Genomic DNA, 26,314 nt, shown 5'->3' on the forward strand with positions numbered 1-26,314 from the left:
CGAACTCCTCTTACTTGGCTCGGCCGCGATAAACGGTATCCAGCCAGACGGCCATGACCAGCACGATGCCGATGACGATGCTTTGCAGCGGGGTATCGACACGCAAAAGCACCATGCCGGACTGCAGCGATTGCATCACGATTGCGCCGAGAACGGCCCCTGCGATCGTTCCCATGCCGCCGGCGAGCGACGTGCCGCCGATGACGGCTGCCGCGATCGTATAGAGCTCATCGAGCGTCCCTTGCGCATTGGTGGCGGCATTGAGGCGGGCGGTGGAGATCGCAGCGGCGATGGCGCAGAGTGCACCCATCAGTGCGAAGATGCGCACCGTCACCCAGCGGGTCTTGATGCCGGCGAGCTCGGCTGCTTCCGGATTGCCGCCGATGGCGAAGACATAGCGGCCGAAGCGGGTGCGGGTGGTGAGGAAACTCATGGCAATGGCGATGCCCACGGCCATCAGGACCGGGATGGCGATGCCGAGCGGAATTTGCAGGCCGCCTTCGGGCCAGGGGATGTTATGAGCCTCGGCATATTTCTTGGCGAGGTTGACCGGCATGTAATAGCTGTTCAGCACCCAGACGGCACAGAGCACCATGACGCAGCCGACGACCGAGAGGAAATATTCCGCCCACATCGGCCGCAACGGAAAGCCGAACCGCTTGCGCTGCTTGCGCGAATTGATGATCGAGGCGACGATGAAGAGGCAGGCTATGACGCCGACGATCCAGCTCGCAGTGGCGCCGATCGATCCCTCCGCGCCGCCGCCCATCAGGCGGAACGTCGAGTCCATCGGTGCGACCGTCGCGCCGCTGATAACGAGGAAGGCGCCCGCGCGCCAGACCAGCAGTCCGCCGAGCGTGACGATGAAGGAGGGCACGTTGAGGAAGGCGACGATCATTCCCTGGAACGCGCCGATGGCGGTTCCGAGCGCAATGCCGACGGTGAGCGCAATGATCCAGGTAGCCGGATGGTCGAAACCGATCAGGGGCGGCAGGACCTTGGCCTGGGTGATTGCCATGATCATGCCGACGAAGCCGAGGATCGAGCCGACGGACAGGTCGATGTTGCGGGTGACGATGACCAGCACCATGCCCGTCGCCATGACCGATACGGACGCTGCCTGAACCGTAAGGTTCCAGAGATTGCGCGGGGTCAGGAACAGGCCGCTGAAAAGCCCGCCCGTCGAAATCTGAAAGCCAAGCCAGATGATCAGAAGCGCCGCGATCATGCCGAGAAGCCGTGTGTCTATCTCGGTTGCCTGCAAAAATCTCTGCAAGGCCGTGCCCTGTGTCTGGCGTACGCTGCCGGAAGGCGCGGCGATGGTGGTATTTGCCATTTCCTGGATACTCCCCCTTTTTCTTGTCGTTCAAGGTTCCGGACATTGGAGAAGCGCCGCAACGGTGCTCGCTGCGGCGCTCGTGACGGGACCTTATTTGCCCATGTCCAGTTTCGGATCAGTTGCAGACGGCAACGGTTCCGGCCTTGACGCCCTGGCAGGTTTCTTCCTTGGAAATCCAGCCGGCGTCGATGACGACATTCAGATTGTCCTTGGTGATCGGCTGCGGTGCGATGAAGAAGGAGTTCATCTCGACGCCCTTCGGGCCGCCGGCGAACTTGACGGTGCCTTCGATGGAATCCATCGCTGCGCCGCCGGCCAGTGCCACGGCAATTTCGCCTGCCTTTTTGCCGAGTTCACGCGAGTCCTTCCAGACCGATACGGTCTGCGTGCCGAGCGCAACGCGGTTAAGAGCAGCCTTGTCGCCGTCCTGGCCGGAAACCGGCACCGAGCCTGCAAGACCCTGGGCTTCGAGAGCTGCGACCACACCGCCGGCCATACCGTCGTTCGAGGAGACGACGCCATCGACCTTGTTGTCGTTGGCGGTCAGGAACTGCTCCATGTTCTTCTGGGCAACTTCAGGCTTCCAGCCATCGGTATAAGCTTCGCCGACATTCTTGATCTTGCCGGCGTCCATGGCTTCCTTCAGCACTTCCATCTGTCCGGAGAACAGGAAGTCGGCATTCGGATCGGTCGATGCGCCCTTGATGAAGACGTAGTTGCCTTCCGGCTTCACCTTGAATACTTCGCGGGCCTGCATGCGGCCGACTTCCTTGTTGTCGAAGGTGATGTAGTAGGCAGCCGGATTTTCGATCAGGCGGTCGTAACCGACGACCGGGATGCCTTCGGCAGCGGCTTTTTCGATCGCCGGCCCGATGGCTTCGCTATCCTGGGCCAGAACGATGATGGCGTTGGCGCCCTGTGCGATCAGGGATTCGATATCAGTCAGCTGCTTTGCAGCGGACGCCTGGGCGTCAGCGGAAATGTATTTGTCGCCGGATGCTTCAAGCGCAGCCTTGATCGCTGCTTCGTCGGTTTTCCAGCGCTCTTCCTGGAAGTTCGACCAGGAAACGCCGACGACCAGATCCTTGGCGATGGCTGCAGAATGCATGGATGCGATGATGGCAACGCCTGCCATCAGTTTTAAAACTGATTTCATGAAGTCCTCCCAATGGCCGCTGGCCGTCCGTGCGAACCTCCCGCACGGCCCCCGACCAGCCAATATGCCTGTCGCCAACCCAAAAGAGTTTTTTCTCGACAGTCGAGAAAATAGATGTCAGAGTTTTTTGGGGCTGTCAACAAGGCTTTGACAAAGGTTGTTGCACCGGACAGATGCTTTGGGAGGGGCATGTGTTTGTGAAATTGAGCAGTAGCAACAGGGATGCGCGATGCTGACGAAGTCGAGCACCGAATTGGTGCGTCAGCAGAACAGCGCACTCGTGCTGGCGGCGCTCAGACGCATGGGACCGCTGTCCCATACGGATATTTCCGAACAGACAGGGCTGGCTTCGGCGACCGTTTCGGCGATCACCGCTGAGCTCGAGCGGGCCGACGTCATCGAGAAAGCGGAGCAGCAGGCGCATTCCGGCCGCGGTCGTCCACGGGTGCTGTTTGCGCAGCGCCGGGATAGCGGTTATCTGATTGCGGTGCGGATCTCCTCGGATGCCGTCCAATATTCGCTCGTCGATTATTCGGGGCGCCTGATCGACCGCTTCGAGGATGCGCGCAATGGCAAGGTTGCCGGAACGAAGCATTTCGCCGACGGGTTTCTCGATGCGCTGGTGCGGCTGATCAATCGATCGCATCTGGACAAATCGCAGATTCTTGCCGTTTCGATCAGCAGCAAGGGAACGGTCGATGCCGACGGCAGGCGGCTTTTATGGTCACCGGTCTTCGGCGGCGAGCAGATCGATTTCGCCTGTCTGCTGCAACCGGAATGGCGCGCCAAGGTGACAGTAAACAACGAGACCTTGCTGGTCGCGCAGGCACTGGGGATGAAGGCGGATACCGCGGAGGCCGGATCATTCCGCGCGCTTGCGGCCCTGTCGCTCGGTCATAGCATCGGGCTTGGCATTGCCCGCAAGGACCGGTTTGGCGAGCTCGAGGTGACCGCGCCCAACTTCGGGCACATGCTGCATGCGGCCAATGGTGGTCTCTGCCGCTGCGGCTCGTTTGGTTGCATCGAGGCTTCCGCGGGTTTCTACGGAATCCTGCGCACGGCGTTCGAGGTTCCGCCCGATACGATCCCGGCGAAGTTCGTGCCGCTCGCCGAAATGGACAAGATTGCCACGAGCGCGCGGCAGGGAAACCGGATGGCGGGGTATGCCTTCCGGCAAGCGGGCATCGCGCTCGGCAATGGCCTTTCCCGCGTCCTCAGCCTGCACGAACATATGCCGATCTTCATCACCGGGCCGGGAACGCGCTATTTCGATCTGCTGAAGAGGGGCATCGACGAAGGCCTTGAGCAGTCGCACGAGGTGCGCCTGCAGGGGCGACCGGAAATTTCCGTGATTTTTGATGAGCAGCGACTGGTCTTTGACGGCCACCTCGACCGGGCACTGACCGATATGGACCATGACATCGCGGCTTTTCGGCCGCTTCCGACGGGAGGGGACGCGACCTGAGAAGTTGGGGCGCCTTGGCGCGGAAGCTGTAGTAAAAACGAAAGGCCGGGCAAAACCCGGCCTTTCTCAGTGAATCGGACCTAGCGTTCCTTATGCATCGATGCGAATCTGGCGCTTCTCGGCAACGGATTTCACGGCGGCGTCGGCCAGCGCCAGGGCTGCCAGCCCGTCGGCACCTGAAGGGGTGATCTTGGTGCCTTTCTCGATCGCGGAAATGAAGCCGGCGATCTCGTTGGCGTAGGCTTCGGTATAGCGGGTCATGAAGAAATCATGCAGCGGCGGGCGGGTATAGCCGTCGCCATTGGCGATCTCGATCGATACTGGCCGCTGGTTCTCGGCCGAGACAACGCCCTTGGAACCGTGAACTTCGATGCGTTGGTCGTAGCCATAGGTGGCGCGGCGGGAATTCGAGATGATCGCCTGCTTGCCGGAAGCGGTTTCGAGGATGACGGAAACGCTGTCATAGTCGCCGGCCTTGCCGATTTCCGGATCGACGAGAACGGAGGCGTGCGCGGTAACGGCAACCGGTTCCTCGCCAAGCAGGAAGCGGGCCATGTCGAAGTCGTGGATGGTCATGTCGCGGAAGATGCCGCCGGAGCGCTTGATATAGTCGACCGGCGGGGCGCCCGGGTCACGCGATATGATCGTCACCATTTCAACGGCGCCGATCTTGCCGTCGTCGATCGCCTTGCGGACGGCCATGAAATGCGGATCGAATCGCCGGTTGAAGCCGACCATCAGCTTGCCCTTGGTCTCCTCGACCACCTTCATGCATTCGCGGACGCGACCGACGTCGAGGTCGACCGGCTTTTCGCAGAAGATCGCCTTGCCGGCGCGGGCGAAGCGTTCGATCAGGTCGGCATGGGTATCAGTCGGCGTGCAGATCACCACTGCGTCGATATCTGAAGCCTTTTCGATCGCTTCGATCGTGCGGACGTCGCAGCCATAGGCCTGTGCGATCGCTTCGGCGGCCGCCGGGAAGGCGTCTGCCACGGCAACAAGCACCGCATCCGGGTTGGCACTGACGGCCTTGGCATGAACCTTGCCGATGCGGCCGGCGCCGAGAAGACCAAATCTGACAGTCATGTTACATCTCTTTTTGACGGGCGGCGGGATGCCGCGAGGGACGAAGTGATGACGCTCACTCCGGACAGGCGTGTTGGAAGTTGGCTTTGCTGCGGCGTTTGATTTGATTTTAGGCGTCAGGCAACTCAGCTTTTGCTGGGGCCGGCGCGGTTTTCTCTCTCCCGCCGCTCACTTCCGGCCCAGGCGCGCCTCCTCCGGCGCGCTCGAAATCGGAATGAAAAAGCAATGATTGTTATTTTCGGAATATTTATTCTGTTTACCGCGCGGCCGTCAAGCGGTTAAACCGGTGCTCCTCTTGCGGCAGCCGCCTTTTTGGACATAAAGCTGTTATCATTGTCGCGGCCGCTGAAACGCGCCCAACCCTCAAGGACGCTTTGCATGATCAAGTTCATCGACCCGGACCATCCGTTCTACCGGCCATTCTGGGTTCGGCTGCTGATCGTTGCCTTCTGCGCGGTGTGGACGGCGTTCGAATTCTGGCAGGGCGAAAACACTTGGGGGATGATCTTCCTGGCGGTCTCGGCATATGTCGGTTGTGTCTTGATCATCTTCTTCAAGCCAAAGGCCGACGTTGTCGAAGAGACCAAGACGGACGATCCTGTTTGATATCAGTTCCGTTGCATGAGGTATATCCGCTTCTGCGCCTCGTCGATCAGCATGTTGGCGATCTTCATGCGGATGGTTGCATTGCCTCGGAAATCCGGATGATGGCGGTCAGGGTGGTTTTTGGCGGCGAAGCGCCGGCGCTTGTCCGCTAGGCCACTTGCGGTTTCCATATCCGTAAGCCCGAGGTCAGAGGCAATCTGCTCGGGGCGAATGCGGCAAAGATGATCCGGCATGACGGGCTCAGGTGCCGGTTTCGGCGGGGCGAGCATGTCCTCGCTTGCCGTATCGAAATAGGCGCGCCGTACGGCGCCGCTGTCAGCCATGCCAGATGACGTGAGGTTGCCGGCAAAGCCGGCGTTAAGGCCAAGTATGCTCGTGCGCGGCAACGGCTCCTCGCGAGCGGCGCCTTCCTCGGTTTCCTCGGCCTTCAGCCGCTCCAGCACCGACTGGAACACAGACATCCCGAACATGTGCCTCTCCCTTTTCCGCGGATATCAAAGCACGGCAAGGTTTTGCGGGCCTGATCATGCCGTGCTTTGCTTCAGGATCAGATCGTAGAGAAGCTTGGCGCTCGGCGGCAGGGCACGGCCGCGCGCGGTGATCAGGCTGTAGGGGCGAATCTTGATGTTGAAATCGGTTGGCAGAATGCGGATTTCACCCGCCTGGCCTCCATTGGTGGCAATCAGACTGGCGACGTCACGGGCGACCGGGGCTATCGCATTGGTATGCCGGACGATCGAGACAGTCAGGATGATCGACGAGGTGTTGATGATGGTTGCGGGCAAGGGCGTTCCTGCGGAGAGGAAGCTGTCCTCGACAGCGCGGCGCAGCAGTGTTCCCTGTGGTTGAAAGACCCAGTCATAGCCTGGCAGATCAGCGGAACTGACAAGGCCTTTGTCGAGCAACGGATGGCCCTCGCGTACGATCAGACACACATGCTCCTCGCCGATCTCGATCAGGTTGAATTGTCGCGGGTCCATGTCGTCGGGTATGCGGCCGATGACGAAGTCGTGCCGGGCGGAGAGGAGTTCGCGCACCAGCACATTGCTGTTTTCGATCTGGATGTTGATCTCGATACCGGGATAGGCGGTCGAAACCTGGCGGACAGCCGGAACCGCAAGCTTGAGGGCGGGGCCGGTGACGGATCCAAGCGAAACGGAGCCGCCGCTTCCGGTCTTCAATTCGGTGATCTCGCGCGCTGTCTCCCGCAGTTCCAGGAAGATCGTCCGGGCACGCCGGGCCAGTGCCCGTCCATATTGCGTCAGTTCGACGCCGCGGGCGACGCGGGCGCAAAGTGGTGCCTTGAGAATAGCCTCGATTTCGCCGAGCATGCGCGAGGCTGCGGGCTGGGATATGCTCAGCGCGTCGGCGGCCGCGCTGATCTGGCCGTGGTCTTCGATGGCGAGAATCAGTTGCAGGTGGCTCATCTTCAAGCCGGAACGAAAAATTCCACGGTCTGAATAATCCACTGGAACGGATGAGCGCAGGACTGAATCGTTCATGTTTTACCCGCCTTCCGAGAAAAACCTCTTCGCTCCCGCGAAAAATCACACTGTTCTGCGTTACTATATCAAAATTGTTATAAATATACACCCATATTGTATTTGACAGTTATGATCTTTGATTCCAGTTTGCCGCCATGTGCGCCAGCGTGCTTGGGAGCGTGTAAGGCCTGGGAGGGCTTTCTTTCACCCTTAAACCTCCGCCGAGGACTTTCGCTCTCGGCTGCGCGAAGCGCTGCACATATCAAGGCCGGCCGGATAGCTTGCCTGGATCAACACTCAGGGAGAGATACATGAAATTGATTAGTTCACTTCTCGCCGCCGCAGCGCTCAGCGTGGCGTCGTTCGTCGTTCCGGCGATCGCCCAGGACAAGGGCACCGTTGGCATTTCGATGCCGACCAAGACCTCGACCCGTTGGATTTCCGACGGCGAGACCATGGAAAAGCTGTTCAAGGAATCGGGCTACACCCCGGACCTGCAGTTTGCTGACGACGACATTCCGAACCAGCTGGCCCAGATTGAAAACATGGTCACCAAGGGTGCCAAGGTTCTCGTCATCGCCGCCATCGACGGCACGACGCTGTCCGACATCCTGCAGAAGGCGCATGATGCCGGCGTCAAGGTCATCGCTTACGACCGCCTGATCCGCGATTCTGGCAATGTCGACTACTACGCGACGTTCGACAACTTCCAGGTCGGCGTGCTCCAGGCAACCTCGCTCGTGCAGGGCCTCAAGCTCGATGGCGCCACCGAGCCGAAAAACGTCGAACTCTTCGGTGGTTCGCCGGACGACAACAACGCCTTCTTCTTCTACGACGGCGCAATGTCGGTTCTGCAGCCGCTCATCGACGCCAAGAAGATTGCTGTGAAGTCTGGCCAGATGGGCATGGACCAGGTCGGTACGCTGCGTTGGGACGGTGCCGTTGCACAGGCCCGCATGGAAAACCTGCTCTCCTCGACCTATACCGATGCCAAGGTTGATGGCGTCCTGTCGCCTTACGATGGTCTCTCCATCGGCATCATCTCGGCTCTGAAGGGCGTTGGCTACGGCTCGGGCGACATGCCGATGCCGATCGTCACCGGTCAGGACGCCGAACTGCCGTCGGTCAAGTCGATCCTCGCTGGCGAACAGTATTCCTCGGTCTTCAAGGATACCCGCGAGCTCGCCAAGGTTGCCGTCAACATGACGGACGCCATCATGGGCGGCAAGGAGCCGGAAATCAACGACACCAAGACCTACGACAACGGTGTCAAGGTTGTTCCGTCCTACCTCCTGAAGCCGGTTTCGGTCGACAAGACCAACGTCAAGGAAGTTCTGGTTGGTGCCGGCTACTACACGGAAGACCAGATCAACAACTGATCCCGTCTCTTCGATCGGGGGCCCGCGATTGCTTGCGGGCCCTTTTATCTTGATGAGGGACTTTGTATTGTCGGTTTGTCTGGCCTCATCATTCACGGACTGCCGCAGGAATACCTAATTATGGACAACATCATTCTGGAAATGCGGGGCATCACCAAGACGTTTCCGGGCGTCAAAGCCTTGGACAATGTCAATCTCAAGGTCCGCGAGGGGGAGATTCACGCGCTTGTCGGCGAAAACGGCGCGGGAAAATCGACCCTGATGAAGGTATTGAGCGGCGTCTATCCCGCCGGCACCTATGATGGCGAAATCCACTACGACCGCGAAGTTCGTCATTTCTCGACGATTTCCGACAGCGAACATCTCGGAATCATCATCATCCACCAGGAGCTGGCGCTGGTCCCACTGCTGTCGATTGCGGAAAACATTTTTCTCGGCAACGAGATCGCAGCCAACGGTGTCATCAACTGGCCGCAGACCTTCTCGCGAACACAGGAACTTCTATCGAAGGTCGGTCTCAAGGAGCCGCCGACGACCCGGATCACGGATATCGGCGTCGGCAAGCAGCAGCTCGTGGAAATCGCCAAGGCGCTTTCCAAAAAGGTCCGGCTGCTCATCCTCGACGAGCCGACCGCCTCGCTCAACGAGACCGATTCCGACGCGCTCCTGAAACTGCTGATGGAATTTCGCAGGCAGGGCATGACCTCGATCATCATTTCGCACAAGCTGAACGAGATCAAAAAGGTTGCCGACAAGATCACCATCCTGCGCGATGGCGGTACGGTCGAGACCTTGGACTGTCACAGCGAGGACATCAGCGAAGATCGCATCATCAAGGGCATGGTCGGCCGCGACATGGAAGACCGCTATCCGCCGCGCGAGCCGAAGATCGGCGAGACGCTGCTTGAGGTGAAGAACTGGAACGTCTTCCACCAGCAGCACCGCGATAGGCAGTTCCTGCACGATGTCAATTTCAACGTTCATGCCGGCGAAGTGGTCGGCATCGCAGGCCTGATGGGTGCGGGCCGGACCGAAACGGTGATGAGCATCTTCGGCAAATCCTGGGGTCACAAGATCACGGGCGAAGTCCTCATGCATGGCAAACCGGTCGATGTGAGCACTATTCCGCGTGCAATCGAAGCAGGTCTTGCCTATGTCACGGAAGACCGCAAGCAGCTCGGCCTGGTGCTGAACAACAACATCATGCACAACACGACACTTTCCAATCTCAGCGCGGTGGCAAACAATGGCGTGATCGATGACCACAAGGAACGGAAGGTCGCGACCGAATACCGGTCGAAGTTGCGTATCCGTTCCCATTCGATCTATCAGGAGGCCGTCAACCTGTCGGGCGGCAACCAGCAGAAGGTCGTTCTGTCCAAATGGCTGTTCACCAGCCCCGAAGTGCTGATCCTCGACGAGCCGACACGCGGCATCGATGTCGGGGCGAAGTACGAAATCTATACCATCATCAATCAGCTTGCCGCAGAAGGCAAAGGCATCCTGATGATCTCATCGGAAATGCCCGAGCTTCTCGGAACCTGCGACCGCATCTACGTCATGAACGAAGGTCGCATCGTCGCCGAGCTTTCGAAGCAGGAAGCAAGCCAGGAATCCATTATGCGCGCCATCATGCGCTCCGGGGAGAAACACTAATGGTCGCCGAAACCAGCGCTCCGAAAATCACGCCCTCCATCGGGGACTATCTCAGGAACAATATCCGCGAATACGGCCTGCTCGTCGCGCTCGTGGTCATCATGCTGTTCTTCCAGTTCCTGACCAGCGGCGTGCTGTTCAGGCCCGTCAACCTGACCAATCTCGTGTTGCAGAATTCGTTCATCGTGATCATGGCGCTCGGAATGCTGCTGATCATCGTTGCCGGTCATATCGACCTTTCCGTCGGCTCGATCGTCGCGTTTACGGGCGGCCTTTCGGCGATCATGCTCGTCAAATGGGGATTGCACTTCTCCATCGTCGTGCCGCTGTGTCTGGTACTCGGCGGATTGGTCGGGGCTGCCCAGGGCTATTGGGTCGCCTATCGGAAAATTCCGGCCTTCATCGTCACGCTCGCCGGCATGCTGGTTTTCCGCGGTCTCACTTATCTGGTGCTGCAGAATAGACCGATCGGGCCGTTCCCGAAGGATTTCCAGCTGTTGTCGACCGGTTTCGTTCCGGACTTCCTGTATTTCCTCAATCCTCTCCCGGGTGTCATCACCAATTTCTTCGCACTGGTGACGGTGTTGGTGCTGGTCGCATTGGCGATCTACTACGGAATCAGGGACCGCCGGACCAATGATCTGCATGGAACGGAAAACGAGCCTTTTGCCTTCTTCGTCCTGCAGATGACGATCATCAGCGCGGTTGCCATCTTCCTCGGCTTCCAGCTTTCGACCTACAAGGGCTTCCCGAACGTTCTGGTCGTGATGGGGCTGCTGATTGCGATCTATACCTTTGTCACCACACGTTCGACCATCGGCCGCCGCATCTATGCAATGGGCGGCAATGAGAAGGCAGCAAAGCTCTCCGGTATCAACACCGAGCGGCTGACCTTCTACACCTTCGTCAATATGGGCGTTCTGGCTGCCCTTGCCGGAATGATCATCGCGGCGCGTTTGAACTCGGCGACGCCGAAGGCGGGTGTTGGCTTCGAGCTTGACGTCATCGCGGCCTGCTTCATCGGTGGTGCATCGGCATCGGGCGGCGTCGGCAAGATCACGGGTGCGGTCATCGGCGCGTTCATCATGGGCGTCATGAACAACGGCATGTCGATCATGGGCCTTGGCATCGATTACCAGCAGCTCGTCAAGGGCCTCGTGCTTCTGGCTGCCGTGTTCTTCGACGTCTACAACAAGAACAAGGGCTGACCTTTCCGGTCCGTCCCGCGCCGCCGGCTTGGCCGGCCGACGCAAAATTGGTGCCGGAGCGTCTTTCGCGCTTACATTAGGCGACAACGCTCCGGCGCGCGCATCATGACGAGACGGCGGCTTTGCCGCCAGGAATGGGAACGCACCATGCGTCTCCCAATGGGTTGTTGTTGCCGAGAGCCAGACGCTTGACGCCGAAAAACAGCCCGGATCTAGAAGAGGACAAGGCTGTGCTGATTTCCCAGGTGAAGAACAATGACGGCTCGATCACGGTGGCCGTTCGCGAATTGGGCGAAGCCGCCCGCGCGGTGAAGGGGGCGGCCAGCGTCTATGCGCTGGCGATGGAAGCTGCCAATTCCGGCAGGAGTTTGAAAGCCGTCGTCGAGGCGCACGGCCTCGGCGACGAGGTCGATCTTCAGGATGTCTACGCCAAGGGGCTGTTCCTGCCGCCGATCACCCACCCGGACGCTGCGCATCTGCACCTGACCGGGACGGGCCTTACGCATCTCGGATCGGCGTCGACCCGCGATGCCATGCACGCTGCCGTCTCCAAGGTGGAAGAGGGCGCGACGGATACGATGAAGATGTTCAAGATGGGTCTCGAAGGCGGCAAGCCGAAGCCCGGTGAAAAGGGCGTGCAGCCCGAATGGTTCTACAAGGGCAACGGCTCGCAGACTGTAGCGCCAGGCGGCGACCTCGTCTCCCCGTCATTTGCTGAGGATGGTGGCGAGGAACCGGAAATGGCCGGCATCTACGTCATCTCCGACAAAGGGGCGCCGTTCCGCATCGGCTTTGCCGTCGCCAACGAATTTTCCGATCATGTGACCGAGCGCGTCAACTATCTCTATCTTGCGCACTCCAAGCTGCGTCCCGCGAGCTTTGGTCCGGAAATCCGTGTTGGCGAGGCGCCCAGCGACATTCGCGGCACTTCGCGCATCATCCGCGATGGCGCGACCCTGTGGGAAAAGCCATTCCTGTCGGGTGAGGCCAACATGTCCCATACCTTTGCCAACCTCGAATATCATCACTTCAAATATGGCCTGTTCCGTGCGCCGGGCGATGTCCATGTCCACATGTTCGGTACGGCGACGCTGTCCTTCGGCGATGGCATCAAGACGGAGGCTGGCGATATTTTCGAAATCGAGGCGTTGGAATTCGGCCTGCCGTTGCGCAACACCCTGGCGGTTGCCGGCGAGGATGAAATCACGATCGGCCAGCTCTGATCCCGCCACGCATTTGACTGCGGGTGCCGATTATCGGGTGCTCGCGCAAACCAAGGAGGCTTTTAGCCCATGACACTCCATCATAACCTGATTGCCGGCGAATGGGTCGGCACGAACGGTGTCGAAAACATCAATCCGTCCAACACCAACGAAGTGGTCGGTCTCTACGCGAGCGCCAGCGCCGACGATGCCAAGACCGCGATCGCTGCCGCGAAGGCAGCGTTTCCGGCCTGGTCGCGCTCGGGCATCCTCGAGCGCCATGCGATCCTGAAGAAGACCGCCGACGAGATTTTGGCGCGCAAGGACGAGCTCGGTACGCTGCTCGCCCGCGAAGAGGGCAAGACGTTGCCGGAAGCGATCGGCGAAACGATCCGCGCGGCGCAGATCTTCGATTTCTTCGCAGGCGAAGCCCTGCGTCTTGCAGGCGAAGTTCTGCCGTCGGCACGTCCGAACATCGGCGTCGAGATCACCCGCGAGCCGATCGGCGTCATCGGCATCATCACGCCGTGGAACTTCCCGATCGCCATTCCAGCCTGGAAGATCGCGCCGGCGCTCTGCTACGGCAACACCGTTGTCTTCAAGCCGGCCGAGCTGGTGCCGGGCTGCTCCTGGGCGATCGCCGACATTCTCAATCGCGCTGGCCTGCCGAAGGGCGTGTTGAACCTCGTCATGGGCAAAGGCTCGGTCGTCGGCCAGGCGATGCTCGACAGCGCGGATCTGGCCGGCATTACCTTCACCGGCTCGACCGGCACGGGCAAGCGCGTCGCCGCCTCCTCGATCGAGCACAACCGTAAGTTCCAGCTGGAAATGGGCGGCAAGAACCCGATGGTGGTTTTGGATGATGCCGACCTCACCGTCGCCGTCGAGGCGGCCGCCAATTCCGGCTTCTTCTCCACCGGCCAACGCTGCACGGCCTCGTCGCGGCTGATCGTCACCGAAGGCATCCACGATAAGTTTGTCGCAGCGCTGACTGAAAAACTGAAGACGCTGGTGGTCGATGATGCCTTGAAGGCGGGAACCCATATCGGCCCGGTCGTCGACGAGCGGCAGCTTGCCACCGACACAGACTATATCGATATCGGCAGACAAGAGGGTGCCAAGCTTGCCTTCGGTGGCGAGACGATCGCGCGCGACAATCCTGGCTTCTATCTGCAGCCGACACTGTTCACCGAAGCGACAAACCAGATGCGCATTTCCCGCGAGGAAATCTTTGGCCCGGTCGCGTCCGTCATCCGCGTGAAGGATTACGATGAGGCGCTTGCGACCGCCAACGACACGCCCTTCGGCCTGTCGGCCGGCATCGCGACGACCAGCCTCAAGCACGCGACGCATTTCAAGCGCAATTCGGAAGCCGGCATGGTGATGGTCAATCTGCCGACTGCCGGCGTCGACTTCCACGTGCCGTTCGGCGGCCGGAAGGGGTCGTCCTATGGTTCGCGCGAGCAAGGCAAATACGCGAGCGAGTTCTTCACCGTCGTCAAGACGGCCTACACGCTGGCGTAAGCATTTTTCGCCGGATCGGTCGGTTGCCGGTCCGGCACTTCAAAGGACACGAAGACAATGAAGAAGAAAGCTGAGTGGCCGCGCAAGCTGCGCTCGTATGATTGGTTCGGCGGCACCGGCAAGAATGCCATCATGCACCGCTCATGGATGAAGAATCAGGGACTGCCGGCCGATACGTTCGATGGCCGCCCGATCATCGGCATCTGTAACACCTGGTCGGAGCTTACGCCCTGCAACGCGCACCTGCGCGATCTCGCTGAACGGGTGAAGCGCGGCGTCTACGAGGCGGGCGGTTTTCCAGTCGAGTTCCCGGTCTTTTCCGTCGGCGAAAGCACGCTGCGTCCAACAGCGATGATGTTTCGCAATCTGGCTGCCATGGACGTCGAAGAGGCAATCCGCGGCAATCCGGTCGATGGCGTGGTGCTGCTTGGTGGCTGTGACAAGACCACGCCGGCCCTTTTGATGGGCGCGGCCTCCGTCGATATTCCGGTGATTCTCGTCTCTGGCGGCCCGATGCTGAATGGCAAGTGGCGCGGCAAGGACGTCGGCTCGGGCACGGCCATTTGGCAGTTCTCGGAAATGGTCAAGTCCGGCGAGATGTCGCTCGATGAATTCATGGATGCGGAGCAGGGCATGGCCCGCTCGGCGGGCAGCTGTATGACCATGGGAACCGCCTCGACCATGGCGTCGATGGCCGAAGCCCTCGGCATGACGCTGCCCGGCAATGCCGCGATCCCGGCGGTCGATGCCCGCCGCCGCGTCATTTCGCAGCTTTCCGGCCGCCGCATCGTCGACATGGTCAAAGAAGATTTGAAGCCGTCCGACATCCTGACCAAGGAAGCCTTCGAGAACGCCATTCGCGTCAACGGCGCCGTCGGCGGCTCGACCAATGCCGTCATCCATCTCCTGGCGCTTGCCGGCCGTATCGGCGTCGATCTGTCCCTCGAGGATTGGGACCGCCTCGGCCGCGATGTTCCGACGATCGTCAACCTGCAGCCGTCGGGCAAGCACCTGATGGAAGAGTTCTACTATGCAGGCGGTCTGCCGGTCGTCATCAAGGCTGTTGGCGAGATGGGGCTTCTACATAAGGATGCCATCACCGTCACCGGCGATACGATGTGGAACGGCGTCAAGGACGTGGTGAACTATAATGACGACGTCATCGTTTCGCGCGAAAAGGCGCTGGCGCAGTCGGGCGGCATCGCCGTCCTGCGCGGCAACCTCGCGCCGCGGGGTGCCGTGCTGAAGCCCTCTGCAGCGTCGCCGCATCTGATGCAGCACAAGGGCCGTGCCGTCGTCTTCGAAAGCATCGAGGACTATCACGCCCGCATCAACAAAGACGATCTCGACATCGACGAGAACTGCATCATGGTGCTGAAATACTGCGGCCCCAAGGGGTATCCGGGCATGGCTGAAGTCGGCAATATGGGGCTTCCTCCAAAAGTGCTGAAGAAGGGCATCACCGATATGATCCGCATCTCGGATGCGCGCATGTCCGGTACCGCCTATGGAACCGTCATCCTGCACACCGCGCCGGAGGCTGCCGAAGGGGGGCCGCTCGCGCTCGTCCAGAACGGCGACATGATCGCGGTCGATATTCCGGCCCGTACGATCCATCTCGATGTATCGGAGGAGGAACTGGGCAGGCGTCGGGCGGCTTGGGTGAAACCCGACATGCCGGTGACAGGCGGTTACGGCAAGCTCTACATCGATTCCGTCATGCAGGCGGACCAGGGCGCCGACCTCGATTTCCTGGTCGGCCCGCGCGGCGATCGCGTTCCGATGGATCGCGACAGCCATTGATCCCTGCAACACGCGCAAATGAAAAGGCGGACGGAAGATCCGCCTTTTTCGATTCCATCGCAAGCTTGTTTGTGTGATCGAATATGACTATATGTTCTGTACAGATGTACAGGAGATGTGTTCATGCCCGCAAAGGCGATCGGAGCCGCCGAGTTTAAGGCGAAGTGCCTGAATCTCATCGATCAAATGGCCGCCGACGGTGAACCGATCGTCATTACCAAGCGCGGAACACCTGTTGCGGTCCTCTCGCCCATTATCGGCACTATTGAGCCTACGAGCATAATCGGAGCGATGAAGGGGAGTGTACTTGCCTACGATGATCCATTTTCGCCAGTCATCTCGCCCGAGGATTGGGATGCGAGCCGGTGATCGTTCTCGACACGCATGCTTTGATCTGGGCCGTTCAAGACGATCCGCGTCTGGGCAAGACGGCTCGGGACATCATTGATGACATGACGCGCCGTAGCCGTATACTGATTGCGGCGATCACACCCTGGGAGATCGCCATGCTGGCAGAAAAGGGGCGCATCGCGCTCGGTGATGATGTGGGGCGATGGATTAGTCGCGCGCTGGCGTTGCCCGGCATCGCGCTTGCGCCGTTGGAAGCTCCGATCTCCGTCGGCAGCGTTCGTTTACCGGGAAATTTTCATGCTGACCCCGCCGACAGGATGATCGTGGCGACGGCGCGGTTTCACCAGGTGCCGCTGATGACGGCAGACCAGGCGATCCTCAGCTACGGCGCCAAAGGCCACCTCAACACACTCGCTGCCTCGTCATGATGAAGCGCATCCATTGGATGTCGACCTGCTACAGCGTCCTTTGCGCGTCATGCTTGACGCGCGCGCTGTAAGGATTTCGCTGTGGCGTCGACTCACTGGCTCTGCGTCTGGCTCTGTTCGTGTTGCTCGACGGTTACCGCCACCTTCAAGGCTTCGGTCACCGAACCATGGACGAGCCCGGAGATCGGCGCTGCGTCGCGATAGTCGAGCCCGCAGGCGATGCGGACATAGCGATCGTCGGGGCAGAGGTTGTTGGCGGCGTCGAAGCCGACCCAGCCGAGGCCGTTCAGATGCACTTCCGCCCAGGCATGGCTTGCCGCTTGTTCCGCCTGGTCTTCCATCATCAGGTAGCCGGAGACGTAGCGGGCGGGCAGACCAAGCGTGCGGGCGGCTGCGATCATGATATGCGCATGATCCTGGCAGACGCCGCTCTGCTGTTGCAAGGCTTCCTCGGCCGTCGTCTGCGCTCCGGTTTCGCCCGGCTTGTATTCGACAATCTCATTGATCTTGCCCATCAGCGCATGCATCTTGGCGAGGTCCGTGTCGCCGCTCATCGCCTTGGCGAGGTTGCGGATCGGCTTTGTCATCTTCGTCAGCGGCGTCTCACGCAGGTAAAGCCAGAGCGGCGCATAGGCCTGGTGGACGCCGTAGACGCCGGACGTGTCCTCCGTCTCGACTTCGCCGCTGGCGGTGATGCGAATGGAGGTCTGGTCGCCATTGACGCTGACGAGGTTGACCCTATTGCCAAAGTGATCGTCGTAGCCGACCTCCACATGGGCGCCCTCGACGGAGGTCTTCCAGCTGATGACGGTCTGGCCGGGTTGGGTCAGCGGCGTCAGCCGCAGCCGCTGCAACGAATATTGTACCGGCTCGTCATAGGTGTATTCCGTCGTGTGACTGATCTTCAGACGCATCTGTCTTTCCCCCAACCGATACCTAGTAGAACCGGTAGCCGTCGGAGATTTCCTGCCCCAGACGGTTATTGTAACTGATGAAGTTCTCGATGTATTCGTGCAATCCCTGGTCCATCACATCCTTGATCGAATGACTGCGCAGCGACGCCAAGGTTTCCGCGGCGGTTGCGTGCGCCGCATGGCTTTCGCCGTATTCACGGGCGAGATAACCGAGGTTGCTGGCAATCTTTTCATAGCAATAGGCGAGCGAGCGCGGCATGCGTCCGTTGAGGATCAGGAAGTCGGCAATGTGTGAGGGCTTGTATTCCGCCTCGTAGACCCAGCCGTAGGAGCGATGTGCCGAGACCGATCGCAGGATCGATTCCCATTGCACGTTGTCGATCGAGGAGCCGACCTGCGAGACCGCCGGAAGCAGCACGTAGTATTTCACATCCAGGATGCGCGCCGTGTTGTCCGCGCGTTCGATGAAGGTGCCGATGCGCGAGAAATTAAAGATCTCGTTGCGAAGCATGGTGCCGTGGAAGGCGCCGCGGATCAGGCCGGTCTTGCGCTTGATCGCATCGATCGCCTCAGGCAGGTCCGCGGCTTTCACCCGCCGTGCCAGCATTGTTTTCAGGTCGAGCCAGCATTCGTTGGTGGCTTCCCAGGTTTCGCGCGTCAGGGCCGTTCGCACCATGCGGGCGTTGTTGCGGCCTGAGTCGATGCACGACATCACGCTTGAAGGATTGGACTTGTCGCGCAGCAGAAAGTCGATCGCGTCGGTGCTGGTCAGATTTTCGTAGAGGTCGTCGTAGATGTCGCGGACGCCGGAGCTTTGCAGCACACCGTCCCAGTCGTCTTCCGTCGCCTGCGAGCGTGTGAGCGACATGCGCAGCCCGGCGTCGATCAGGCGGGCGCTGTTTTCGGCCCGCTCTATATAGCGGAACATCCAGTAAAGGCCGTTTGCGGTTCTTCCGAGCATGCGTGTCAGTCCTCCAGAACCCAGGTATCCTTGGTGCCGCCGCCCTGGCTGGAATTCACCACCAGCGAGCCGGCCTTCAAAGCCACGCGGGTCAGTCCGCCCGGAATGATCTGCACCTTGTCGGAGACGAGGACATAGGGGCGAAGGTCCACATGGCGCGGAGCAATGCCCTTGTTGACGAGGATTGGCACTGTCGAAAGAGAAAGGGTCGGTTGGGCAATGTAGTTTGTTGGCCGGCTTTTGAGCTTTTCGGCAAAAACCGCACATTCCTTCTTGGAGGCGGTCGGGCCAACGAGCATGCCGTAGCCGCCGGAACCGTGCACTTCCTTGACGACGAGATCACTAAGGTTTTCCAACACGTATTTCAGGCTATCGGGCTCGGAACAACGCCACGTCGGCACGTTCTCGAGCAGGGCCTTGCGCCCGGTATAGAACTCGACGATTTCGGGCATATAGGAATAGATCGCCTTGTCGTCGCAGATGCCCGTCCCCGGCGCGTTGGCGATGGTGATGTTGCCGGCGCGATAGACATCCATGATCCCTGGAATGCCGAGCGCCGATTCGGGCTTGAAGGTGAGGGGGTCGAGATAATCGTCGTCGACACGGCGGTAGAGGACGTCGATTGCCTCGTAACCGCGTGTGGTGCGCATCTTCACCCTGCCGTCGATGACGCGCAGATCCGAGCCTTCGACAAGCTCGACGCCCATCATGTCGGCGAGGAAGGCATGCTCGTAATAGGCCGAATTGTAGATGCCGGGCGTGAGCACCGCGACGCGCGGCTTGCCGTCGCAACCGCGAGGGGCGAGCGAGGCGAGGCTGTGGCGGAGCAGATAGGGATAGTTCTCGACCGGGCGGACGCGGTTCTGATGAAAGAGTTCCGGGAACATCTGCATCATCGTCTCGCGGTTTTCCAGCATGTAGCTGACACCGGACGGGGTGCGGGCATTGTCTTCCAGAACATAGAACTGATCTTCGCCGGTGCGCACGATGTCCGTGCCGACGATGTGTGTATAGACGCCGCCCGGTGGCCGGAAACCGATCATCTGCGGCAGGAAGGCTTCGTTGCGCTCGATCAGCTCGCGTGGGACCCGGCCCGCCTTGATGATTTCCTGCTTGTGGTAGATGTCGTCGAGGAAAGCGTTGAGGGCGATGACCCGCTGTTCGATGCCTTGCGCCAGCTTGCGCCATTCGCGGCCGGAAATGATGCGTGGGATCAGGTCGAAGGGGATGAGTTTTTCGGAGCTGTCGGCGTGTCCGTAGACCGCGAAAGTGATGCCCGTCTTGCGGAAGATGTTTTCAGCCTCTTTTGATTTTGCAATCAGGCGGGCCTTGTCCTGGCTGGCGTACCAATCATTGTAGGTTGTGTAAGGCTGGCGCGGGCTATTGTCCGCATTCATCATTTCGTCAAATGCCAACGGTGTGATCCCCTTTTTTGCCATTTGAGTACAACAGCTGGGGCAATGCAAGAAGCATGCTCACTGGAAGGCAAAAGAAATTTCAGTGATGAATTGCTGCTTTTTTGGGCTGCAGGCTGCGTTTCGGCGGCTGAAGCGATGCATGTTTAATCACTCTCGCTTTGCAATCATCGGTGTGATTTCGAACGCCGATAAAATTCCTTATCGCAAAGGATGAGACTGCCTATTTTTCGCGCATGAAAAAAATGGCTTTTGGGCAGATCATTGAAGTTAAACATCAGGAATTTTGTTTTGACCATCATCCCGCATCACTCTACGCAAGGCGCCGATCACGAAATCGCATCAGGAGCATGCATGACCCTCGACCGCCTGGCTCCGGCCATTTTCGTCTTGCTCTGGTCGACGGGGTGGGTAATGGCAAAATATGCCGGCATCTACGCCGATCCGCTGACCTTTCTGGTGCTGCGCTACCTTCTCGCCACGCTGCTTTTCGTCGGCTTCTGTCTCGCGACTGGAGCCACCTGGCCGAAAACATGGACGGCGGCCGGGCATGCGGTCATTTCCGGAATCTTCCTGCACGGGCTTTATCTCGGCGCCGTATGGTGGGCGATCGGGCAAGGTGTTCCTGCGGCAATCTCTGGTATCATTGCGGGGCTGCAGCCGTTGATGACGGCGGCGGTGGCCCCTGCTCTCATCGGTGAAAACCTCTCGGGCCAACAGAAGCTTGGTCTGATTCTCGGCTTTCTCGGTATCGCACTGGCGGTCGTGCCGAAGGTCATGGCAATCGACACAGGCGCGATGCCGATCCACCTGTTTCCGGTGATCATCAACGTTCTGGGCATGGCGGCTGTCACCTACGGCACGCTCTATCAGAAGCGGCACCTGCAGGACGGCGACATTCGCTCGACCGCGACACTGCAATATATTGGGGCGCTGATCGTCACGGTACCGTTGGCGTTTCTCCTGGAGGATATGCGGGTCGTCTGGAGCGTGCAATTGTTTGCGGCGCTCGGCTGGGCAGTGCTCGGCCTGTCGATGGGGGCGATTGCGCTGCTGCTTTATTTGATTCGGCGCGGCCAGGTGTCGCGCGCGGCCTCGCTGATCTATCTGGTGCCGCCGCTCGCCGCCGTGCAGGCCTGGGTCTTCTTCGACGAGGCACTGACACTGCCAATGATCGCTGGAACTGTGATCGCGGTGACCGGCGTTTATCTGACCAATCGCAAGACGGTCCCCGCCCCATACAAAAAACGGCGGGCCGAGCCCGCCGTATTCAGTTCGCTTGACGCATAGACGAGGCTTATGCTTCGTCGCGGCGCTGTCCGTTGCCGTTGGCGCGGCGGCGCTGGCCTTGAGCACTGGCGCCGTTGCCGCTTTCGCGGCTCTGGTTGCCAGCGGCATTGCCTCCGTGGTTACGGTTGCGCCATTCGCCCTGCTTCTGGCCGGGGCGTCCATTGCGGTTGCCTCCTGGGCGCTTGGCAAGCGCCTGTTCGTGCGCGGCCTGTGCTGCCGGGCCCTGACCCTTGCGGTGCTGCTTCTTCTGCTGGCCTTCGCCGGTTACAAGAAGATCGTCGCCTGCAAACGGGCTCGGAGCCGAACGTTCAGCGCGGTGCACATTGTCGCTGCCGCCCTGCGGGCGCGGGCGGCGTTCGTTGTGGCCATTGCCGGCGGGGCGTGACGCGTTGCGGGCGCCATTGCCGCCGCGGGCACCCTTCGGGCGAGCGCGGTCGGCCGGAACTTCACCGCTCGCAACGGCGATGTCGATTTTCATCAGGCGTTCGATATCGCGCAACAGGCGGATTTCGTCCGGAGCGCAGAAGGCGATGGCAATGCCGTCACGGCCAGCGCGCGCGGTACGGCCGATGCGGTGGACATAGGCATCCGGCACTTCCGGCAAATCATAGTTATATACGTGGGTGACGCCCGGGATATCGATGCCACGCGCAGCGACGTCGGTTGCGACGAGAACGCGCGTCTCGCCGTCACGGAATGCCTTGAGCGCCCGTTCGCGCTGACCCTGGCTCTTGTTGCCATGGATCGAAGCGACGGAGTAGCCGACATGCTCCAGATGCTTCATCAGTTTCTCCGCGCCGTGCTTGGTGCGCGAAAAGACCATGGCGCGGCCGTCCGGGTTCTCGGTCAGCGTCTTCTTCAGGATTTCGGTTTTCTGGCTAGCGCCGGCAACGAAGTGAACATACTGCTCCACCTTGTCGGCTGCTTTGCCCGGAGGTGAAACCTCGACGCGCTTCGGGTTGCTCAGATACTCGCTGGCAAGCTCAGCGATCGCCTTCGGCATCGTGGCCGAAAACAGAAGCGTCTGGCGGTTCTTCGGAACCAGCTTGGAAATCTTGCGCAGGTCATGGATGAAGCCGAGGTCCAGCATCTGGTCGGCTTCGTCGAGAACGAGATAGCGAGCCTGGGTCAGGGTCACCGCCTTGCGAGCAATGAGGTCAAGAAGACGGCCGGGCGTGGCGACGAGAATGTCGACGCCGCGGGCGAGCTGCTCGGACTGCTTGTTGATCGATGCACCGCCGACGACGAGGCCGATCTTGATCGGGGTCTTCTTGACGAAGTCCTTCAGGTTTGCGGCGATCTGGTTCACAAGTTCGCGGGTCGGAGCGAGAACAAGGGCGCGAATGTTGCGCGGATCGGGACGCTTGCCGTCAGCGAGCATCTTTTCGATCATCGGCAGGCCGAAAGCGGCCGTCTTGCCAGTGCCGGTCTGGGCGAGACCGATAAGGTCATGGCCTTCCATCACGAGCGGGATCGCTTCAGCCTGAATTGGCGTCGGCGTTTCGAACCCCAGGGAGGAGAGGGTCGAAAGAACATGCTCGGAGAGGCCAAGGTCTTTAAAAGTGGTCAATGTATTACCTTTTCGGGGGCGCAAAACGAACATCGCCGGAACTGCACCATGCGGTTCCGGTTTCGCCTTGCGTCAAGAACCCCGCGTGATTTGGGAACTTGTGGGTTGATTAAGCTGTCTGCGCTGCATCTTGCCGCGTTTGGCAAGACATTCTGTGGTGCGCTTATCCTTCGGTACGGATCGGTGAAATCCCGCAGGGCTCGCTCACGCGGCGGCCAGAAGGTGACGCTGCCCCCATGTCGTTGTTTTACCGTCAAAAGTCAAGGGGTAGTTTTTTGCAGGTGCGAAGAGCGTTGCCCTCATGCCATGATGAGTTTAAATTCACCGCTTGCCAGCACTGCGCCGTTTGCCAGGATCTCGAGCGTGGCCGCCAGTGCTGACTCGATGGTAGATAGGGTTTTCGTTTTCAGAGAGATTTTGGGTTTGCCGGATTTTTCGGGAACCTTCCTTTTCCCCCGCGCGTTGACCCTCTCAGGTGCCTTGCATCACGAGGCACGGCCGCGTTCAGTCGCAGTGCCGCCGGTGTTGCGTCATATGGACGTCGGCGTGGTTATGCTCAAGGAGCGAATAATGACGACGACATGGCTTCTTGCTGCCGATGGCAATCAGGCGCGCCTTTTGAAGGGCGTGAATTTTCTCAAAGATGGACCACAGAATCCCGAGCAGGAAATCTTTCAGCTGGATACCAAGCGTGCCCAGGACATCATGGCCGACAAGCCTGGGCGGAGCCATTCGTCTGTTGGCCACGGTCGCTCGGCGATGGAATATTCGAGCGATCCGGTGCGCGGGGAACAAGAGAGGTTCACCTCGGATGTGGCCAGCAAGCTCGATACCTATGCACGGAAAGGGGCCTTCGACCGCCTTGTGCTTTGCGCAGCTCCGCAGACGCTGGGTTATTTTCGCTCCATACTCTCCGCTGCTACGCGTGCGAAAACCACGGTGGAAATCAACAAGGACTACAGCGGCATGCCTACCGACAAATTGATCTCGTCGGTTCGTTCGGCAATGTCGAGCTGACCCTTTTGCTTAAAAGTCTGTCGGAACGCCGCCCTCGGCTTTCCGGCGGGCAACGAAGGCATCGAGTTCCTCCTCGATGGCCGGGTCGAGTGGAGGGCGCTCATATTCGTTCAGCTTTTCCTTGAAGACGCGGTTGGCGTGATCATAGGTCGTCGGCCGTCCGGCTTCCGTCCATGTCTCGAAATTGCGCCAATCGGACAAGATCGGAGAGTAGAAGGCCCTTTCATACCGCGCGAGCGTGTGCGCGGTGCCGAAATAATGACCGCCCGGACCGACATCGCGGACGGCGTCGAGACCAAGCGCATCCTCGCTGACGTCGAGCGGTTTCAGGAATTCGGCGACCATCTGCAGCATATCGACATCGAGGACGAACTTCTCGAAGGATGCCGTCAGGCCGCCTTCGCTCCAACCAGCCGCGTGCATGATAAAGTTGCCGCCCCCTTGAGTCAGCGCCCAGAGCGACAGGACCGATTCGTAGGCCGCCTGCGCATCGAGCGTGTTCGAGGCGTTGGTGTTGGACGTGCGGTAGGGGATCTTGTAGCGGCGCGCGAGCTGACCGCCGGCGATGACAGCCTTCATGTATTCCGGCGTGCCGAAGGCGGGCGCACCGGTCTTCATGTCGACGTTCGAGGTGAACCCGCCATACATGACAGGTGCGCCACGCCTTACCATCTGGGTAAACGCGATGCCGGCCAGCGCCTCGGCATTCTGCTGCACCACCGCACCTGCGATCGTCACCGGGGCCATGGCGCCAGCCAGGGTGAAGGGCGTGACAACAACCACTTGGTTGCGCGACGACATTTCGATGATGCCCTGGAGCATCGGCCCGTCGAGGCGCAGTGGCGACGAGGTATTGATGATGGTGAAGAGCGATGGCTCGCGTTCCATCTGTTCGGCGGTGATGCCGCGGCCGATGCGGGCGATTTCCAAAGCGTCGAGATTGCGCTGTGCCCCAAGCGAATAGCAGTGGAATACTTTGTCGGTGAGTTTCACCATGTCCGAGAGGCAATCGAGATGGCGCACCGAGGCATGGATATCGACCGGCTCGACCGGATAGCCTCCGGTGGTATGAATGATGTCATAGGACTGCGCGAGCTTCACCAGCTTGCGATAGTCTTCCTGGTTGCCGGCCCGGCGCCCGCCTTCCCGGTCGGCAACGAAGGGGGCTGAGGCGATCTGCGCGAAGACGAGATTGTTACCGCCGATCTCGACATTGCGGATCGGGTTGCGGGCATGCATGGTGAAGCCGGATGGAACGGACGAGATCATATCCATGATCAGGCCGCGATCGAAACGGACACGATCGGTGCCAGGCGTCACGTCGGCGCCGGCGGCTTTCATTCGGGCGCGCGCTTCCGGCAGGATAATGTCCATGCCGATTTCCTCGAGGATCGTCAGCGAGGCATCGTGAATGGCCTCTAGCGCCTCGTCTGTCAAAACGGTGGATTTTTCCATCGTATTGACAATATTGAGATATCTTGAATTTCCTGAGCCTTTTCGCAGCCGGTCGGCACCGCGCCCGCCGGTTCGGCGGCGGCGTTCCAGGGGAGCGTCCGTGCCGGTCAAAAAGGAATGCGGAAATTCGTTCTCGCTCATGGCTTTTCCATCGGTCAGGACAGAAAGTCATAGTGCAGTTTGGATGCGCTGCATGCGCCACCATTTGCGACAGCAAACTTCCCTGGCAGAGAAGGGTGGTTGTAAACGCCGGATTTTAAGCGACGCGGGATGTCGCTTTCACGCCGCAAAGCATTTCGCGCTTGCTGCCGAAGCCGGGACGACGATCGATCGCGAAGCCTGCCGCCTCAAGATTGCGGCGGACGAAGCCGGCCGCGGCATAAGTGGCAAAGGTACCGCCGTCGACCGTCTTACCGTGGATGAGATGCATCAGCTCTTCCGACCACATGTCCGGATTGCGCCGTGGAGCAAAACCGTCGAGATACCAGGCATCGAACAGGCCGGTGAAACGCTCGATCTCATTGAGGGCTACGCCGCAGGCGACGGTCAGGCGCACGCCGCCGAAATCAAGGTCGACAATGCCGCTTGGTTGCTCCGGCCATTGCGCGCCAAGAGCTTGCCGTTCCGCGTCAATTTCCGGCCAGCGTGACAACGCCCGATCGATCTCGCCGGGGCGCATCGGAAAGCGTTCGAACGAGACGAAGTGAAGCTCCCCGCCTTCGGTGCGGGTTCCTTTCCATTGCCGCCAGGTTTCGCAGAAGTTCAGGCCGGTGCCGAAGCCGAGTTCGCCGATGCGGAATTCGCCCGGCCGCCGCCAGCGCCCCGGCAGATCATTGCCAGAGAGAAACACATGGCCGCATTCCAGCCGGCCATCCTCGCGGCAATAAAAATGGTCGCCAAACTCTTGCGAATAGGGCATATCGCCTTCGCGCCATTCAAGTGTTTGCTGATCCGGCACTGCCGTATTTTCCAGGTTCTCGCGGGTCATGGCGAAGCGATAATCTG

At 60.0% G+C, this 26,314-nt stretch carries 23 protein-coding genes; 12 read left to right on the forward strand and 11 right to left on the reverse strand.

What is annotated here, in order from left to right:
- Positions 1-10: 10 nt before the first annotated feature.
- Both ACSQ2Z_RS07135 and xylF read right to left on the reverse strand, forming a co-directional pair.
- A complete protein-coding gene (locus ACSQ2Z_RS07135; RefSeq protein WP_436080544.1) occupies positions 11-1,336 on the reverse strand; it encodes a sugar ABC transporter permease in 1,326 nt (441 codons plus the stop codon).
- 118 nt (positions 1,337-1,454) lie between these two features.
- Entirely contained in the window at positions 1,455-2,495 is a 1,041-nt protein-coding gene (gene xylF / locus ACSQ2Z_RS07140) for a D-xylose ABC transporter substrate-binding protein (RefSeq protein ID WP_436080545.1), read from the reverse strand.
- Positions 2,496-2,724: 229 nt separating this feature from the next.
- On the opposite strand from xylF, the gene ACSQ2Z_RS07145 reads away from it, so the two are divergent.
- Positions 2,725-3,960 carry an ROK family transcriptional regulator gene (locus ACSQ2Z_RS07145; protein ID WP_436080546.1) on the forward strand — a complete coding sequence of 412 codons (1,236 nt, stop codon included), beginning with the start codon at positions 2,725-2,727 and terminating at the stop codon, positions 3,958-3,960.
- Positions 3,961-4,050: 90 nt separating this feature from the next.
- On the opposite strand, the gene iolG is transcribed toward ACSQ2Z_RS07145, so the two are convergent.
- Positions 4,051-5,046, reverse strand: a complete 996-nt coding sequence (iolG, locus tag ACSQ2Z_RS07150) for an inositol 2-dehydrogenase (protein ID WP_436080547.1) — start codon at positions 5,044-5,046, stop codon at positions 4,051-4,053.
- A 378-nt stretch (positions 5,047-5,424) separates the two neighbouring features.
- Between iolG and ACSQ2Z_RS07155 the strand changes: the two genes are divergently transcribed.
- Positions 5,425-5,652, forward strand: a complete 228-nt coding sequence (locus tag ACSQ2Z_RS07155) for a hypothetical protein (RefSeq protein ID WP_436080548.1) — start codon at positions 5,425-5,427, stop codon at positions 5,650-5,652.
- Positions 5,653-5,654: 2 nt separating this feature from the next.
- On the opposite strand, the gene ACSQ2Z_RS07160 is transcribed toward ACSQ2Z_RS07155, so the two are convergent.
- Positions 5,655-6,122 carry a hypothetical protein gene (locus tag ACSQ2Z_RS07160; protein ID WP_436080549.1) on the reverse strand — a complete coding sequence of 156 codons (468 nt, stop codon included), beginning with the start codon at positions 6,120-6,122 and terminating at the stop codon, positions 5,655-5,657.
- Between the two features lie 54 nt (positions 6,123-6,176).
- Positions 6,177-7,154 (reverse strand): LysR family transcriptional regulator, encoded by a 978-nt coding sequence (locus ACSQ2Z_RS07165; protein WP_436080550.1) that lies wholly within the window; start codon positions 7,152-7,154, stop codon positions 6,177-6,179.
- A gap of 293 nt (positions 7,155-7,447) precedes the next feature.
- On the opposite strand from ACSQ2Z_RS07165, the gene chvE reads away from it, so the two are divergent.
- From chvE to ACSQ2Z_RS07205, 8 genes are all read left to right on the forward strand, one after another.
- Positions 7,448-8,515 carry a multiple monosaccharide ABC transporter substrate-binding protein gene (gene chvE / locus ACSQ2Z_RS07170; RefSeq protein ID WP_436080551.1) on the forward strand — a complete coding sequence of 356 codons (1,068 nt, stop codon included), beginning with the start codon at positions 7,448-7,450 and terminating at the stop codon, positions 8,513-8,515.
- 120 nt (positions 8,516-8,635) lie between these two features.
- Positions 8,636-10,171: a multiple monosaccharide ABC transporter ATP-binding protein gene (gene mmsA / locus ACSQ2Z_RS07175; RefSeq protein WP_436080552.1), complete on the forward strand. Its 1,536-nt coding sequence runs from the start codon at positions 8,636-8,638 to the stop codon at positions 10,169-10,171.
- On the forward strand, positions 10,171-11,379 hold the full coding sequence (gene mmsB / locus ACSQ2Z_RS07180) for a multiple monosaccharide ABC transporter permease (RefSeq protein WP_436080553.1): 1,209 nt from the start codon (positions 10,171-10,173) through the stop codon (positions 11,377-11,379). The genes mmsA and mmsB overlap by 1 nt, the downstream gene beginning before the upstream one ends.
- Before the next feature lie 230 nt (positions 11,380-11,609).
- Positions 11,610-12,602 (forward strand): AraD1 family protein, encoded by a 993-nt coding sequence (araD1, locus tag ACSQ2Z_RS07185; RefSeq protein WP_436080554.1) that lies wholly within the window; start codon positions 11,610-11,612, stop codon positions 12,600-12,602.
- Between the two features lie 69 nt (positions 12,603-12,671).
- Positions 12,672-14,105: an aldehyde dehydrogenase family protein gene (locus ACSQ2Z_RS07190; protein ID WP_436080555.1), complete on the forward strand. Its 1,434-nt coding sequence runs from the start codon at positions 12,672-12,674 to the stop codon at positions 14,103-14,105.
- A 57-nt stretch (positions 14,106-14,162) separates the two neighbouring features.
- A complete protein-coding gene (araD, locus tag ACSQ2Z_RS07195) occupies positions 14,163-15,908 on the forward strand; it encodes an L-arabinonate dehydratase (RefSeq protein WP_436080556.1) in 1,746 nt (581 codons plus the stop codon).
- 123 nt (positions 15,909-16,031) lie between these two features.
- Positions 16,032-16,277, forward strand: coding sequence for a type II toxin-antitoxin system Phd/YefM family antitoxin (locus tag ACSQ2Z_RS07200; RefSeq protein WP_436080557.1), 246 nt, complete (start codon positions 16,032-16,034; stop codon positions 16,275-16,277).
- Positions 16,274-16,687 (forward strand): type II toxin-antitoxin system VapC family toxin, encoded by a 414-nt coding sequence (locus ACSQ2Z_RS07205; protein WP_436080558.1) that lies wholly within the window; start codon positions 16,274-16,276, stop codon positions 16,685-16,687. The genes ACSQ2Z_RS07200 and ACSQ2Z_RS07205 overlap by 4 nt, the downstream gene beginning before the upstream one ends.
- A 92-nt stretch (positions 16,688-16,779) precedes the next feature.
- Here the strand turns inward: ACSQ2Z_RS07205 and ACSQ2Z_RS07210 are convergent, their stop codons facing one another.
- The 3 genes from ACSQ2Z_RS07210 to ACSQ2Z_RS07220 are packed head-to-tail and all read right to left on the reverse strand — an operon-like array spanning position 16,780 to position 19,962.
- Positions 16,780-17,601, reverse strand: a complete 822-nt coding sequence (locus ACSQ2Z_RS07210; protein WP_436080559.1) for a transglutaminase family protein — start codon at positions 17,599-17,601, stop codon at positions 16,780-16,782.
- A gap of 22 nt (positions 17,602-17,623) precedes the next feature.
- Entirely contained in the window at positions 17,624-18,562 is a 939-nt protein-coding gene (locus tag ACSQ2Z_RS07215) for an alpha-E domain-containing protein (RefSeq protein ID WP_436080560.1), read from the reverse strand.
- A gap of 5 nt (positions 18,563-18,567) precedes the next feature.
- Positions 18,568-19,962: a circularly permuted type 2 ATP-grasp protein gene (locus tag ACSQ2Z_RS07220; RefSeq protein ID WP_436083013.1), complete on the reverse strand. Its 1,395-nt coding sequence runs from the start codon at positions 19,960-19,962 to the stop codon at positions 18,568-18,570.
- Between the two features lie 369 nt (positions 19,963-20,331).
- Here ACSQ2Z_RS07220 and ACSQ2Z_RS07225 point away from each other — a divergent pair, with 369 nt between their 5' ends.
- Complete coding sequence (locus ACSQ2Z_RS07225; protein ID WP_436080561.1) at positions 20,332-21,267, forward strand: DMT family transporter; 936 nt, start codon at positions 20,332-20,334, stop codon at positions 21,265-21,267.
- 7 nt (positions 21,268-21,274) lie between these two features.
- Here ACSQ2Z_RS07225 and ACSQ2Z_RS07230 read toward each other — a convergent pair whose 3' ends face one another.
- Positions 21,275-22,837 carry a DEAD/DEAH box helicase gene (locus ACSQ2Z_RS07230; protein ID WP_436080562.1) on the reverse strand — a complete coding sequence of 521 codons (1,563 nt, stop codon included), beginning with the start codon at positions 22,835-22,837 and terminating at the stop codon, positions 21,275-21,277.
- A 363-nt stretch (positions 22,838-23,200) separates the two neighbouring features.
- Between ACSQ2Z_RS07230 and ACSQ2Z_RS07235 the strand changes: the two genes are divergently transcribed.
- Entirely contained in the window at positions 23,201-23,854 is a 654-nt protein-coding gene (locus tag ACSQ2Z_RS07235) for a host attachment protein (RefSeq protein WP_436080563.1), read from the forward strand.
- Positions 23,855-23,863: 9 nt separating this feature from the next.
- On the opposite strand, the gene ACSQ2Z_RS07240 is transcribed toward ACSQ2Z_RS07235, so the two are convergent.
- Both ACSQ2Z_RS07240 and mnmD read right to left on the reverse strand, forming a co-directional pair.
- Positions 23,864-25,450 (reverse strand): trimethylamine methyltransferase family protein, encoded by a 1,587-nt coding sequence (locus tag ACSQ2Z_RS07240; protein ID WP_436080564.1) that lies wholly within the window; start codon positions 25,448-25,450, stop codon positions 23,864-23,866.
- Between the two features lie 115 nt (positions 25,451-25,565).
- A complete protein-coding gene (gene mnmD / locus ACSQ2Z_RS07245) occupies positions 25,566-26,297 on the reverse strand; it encodes a tRNA (5-methylaminomethyl-2-thiouridine)(34)-methyltransferase MnmD (protein WP_436080565.1) in 732 nt (243 codons plus the stop codon).
- Positions 26,298-26,314: the final 17 nt, after the last annotated feature.

The sequence above is a fragment of the Pararhizobium sp. LjRoot235 genome (assembly GCF_964254145.1).
GTDB lineage: Bacteria > Pseudomonadota > Alphaproteobacteria > Rhizobiales > Rhizobiaceae > Pararhizobium.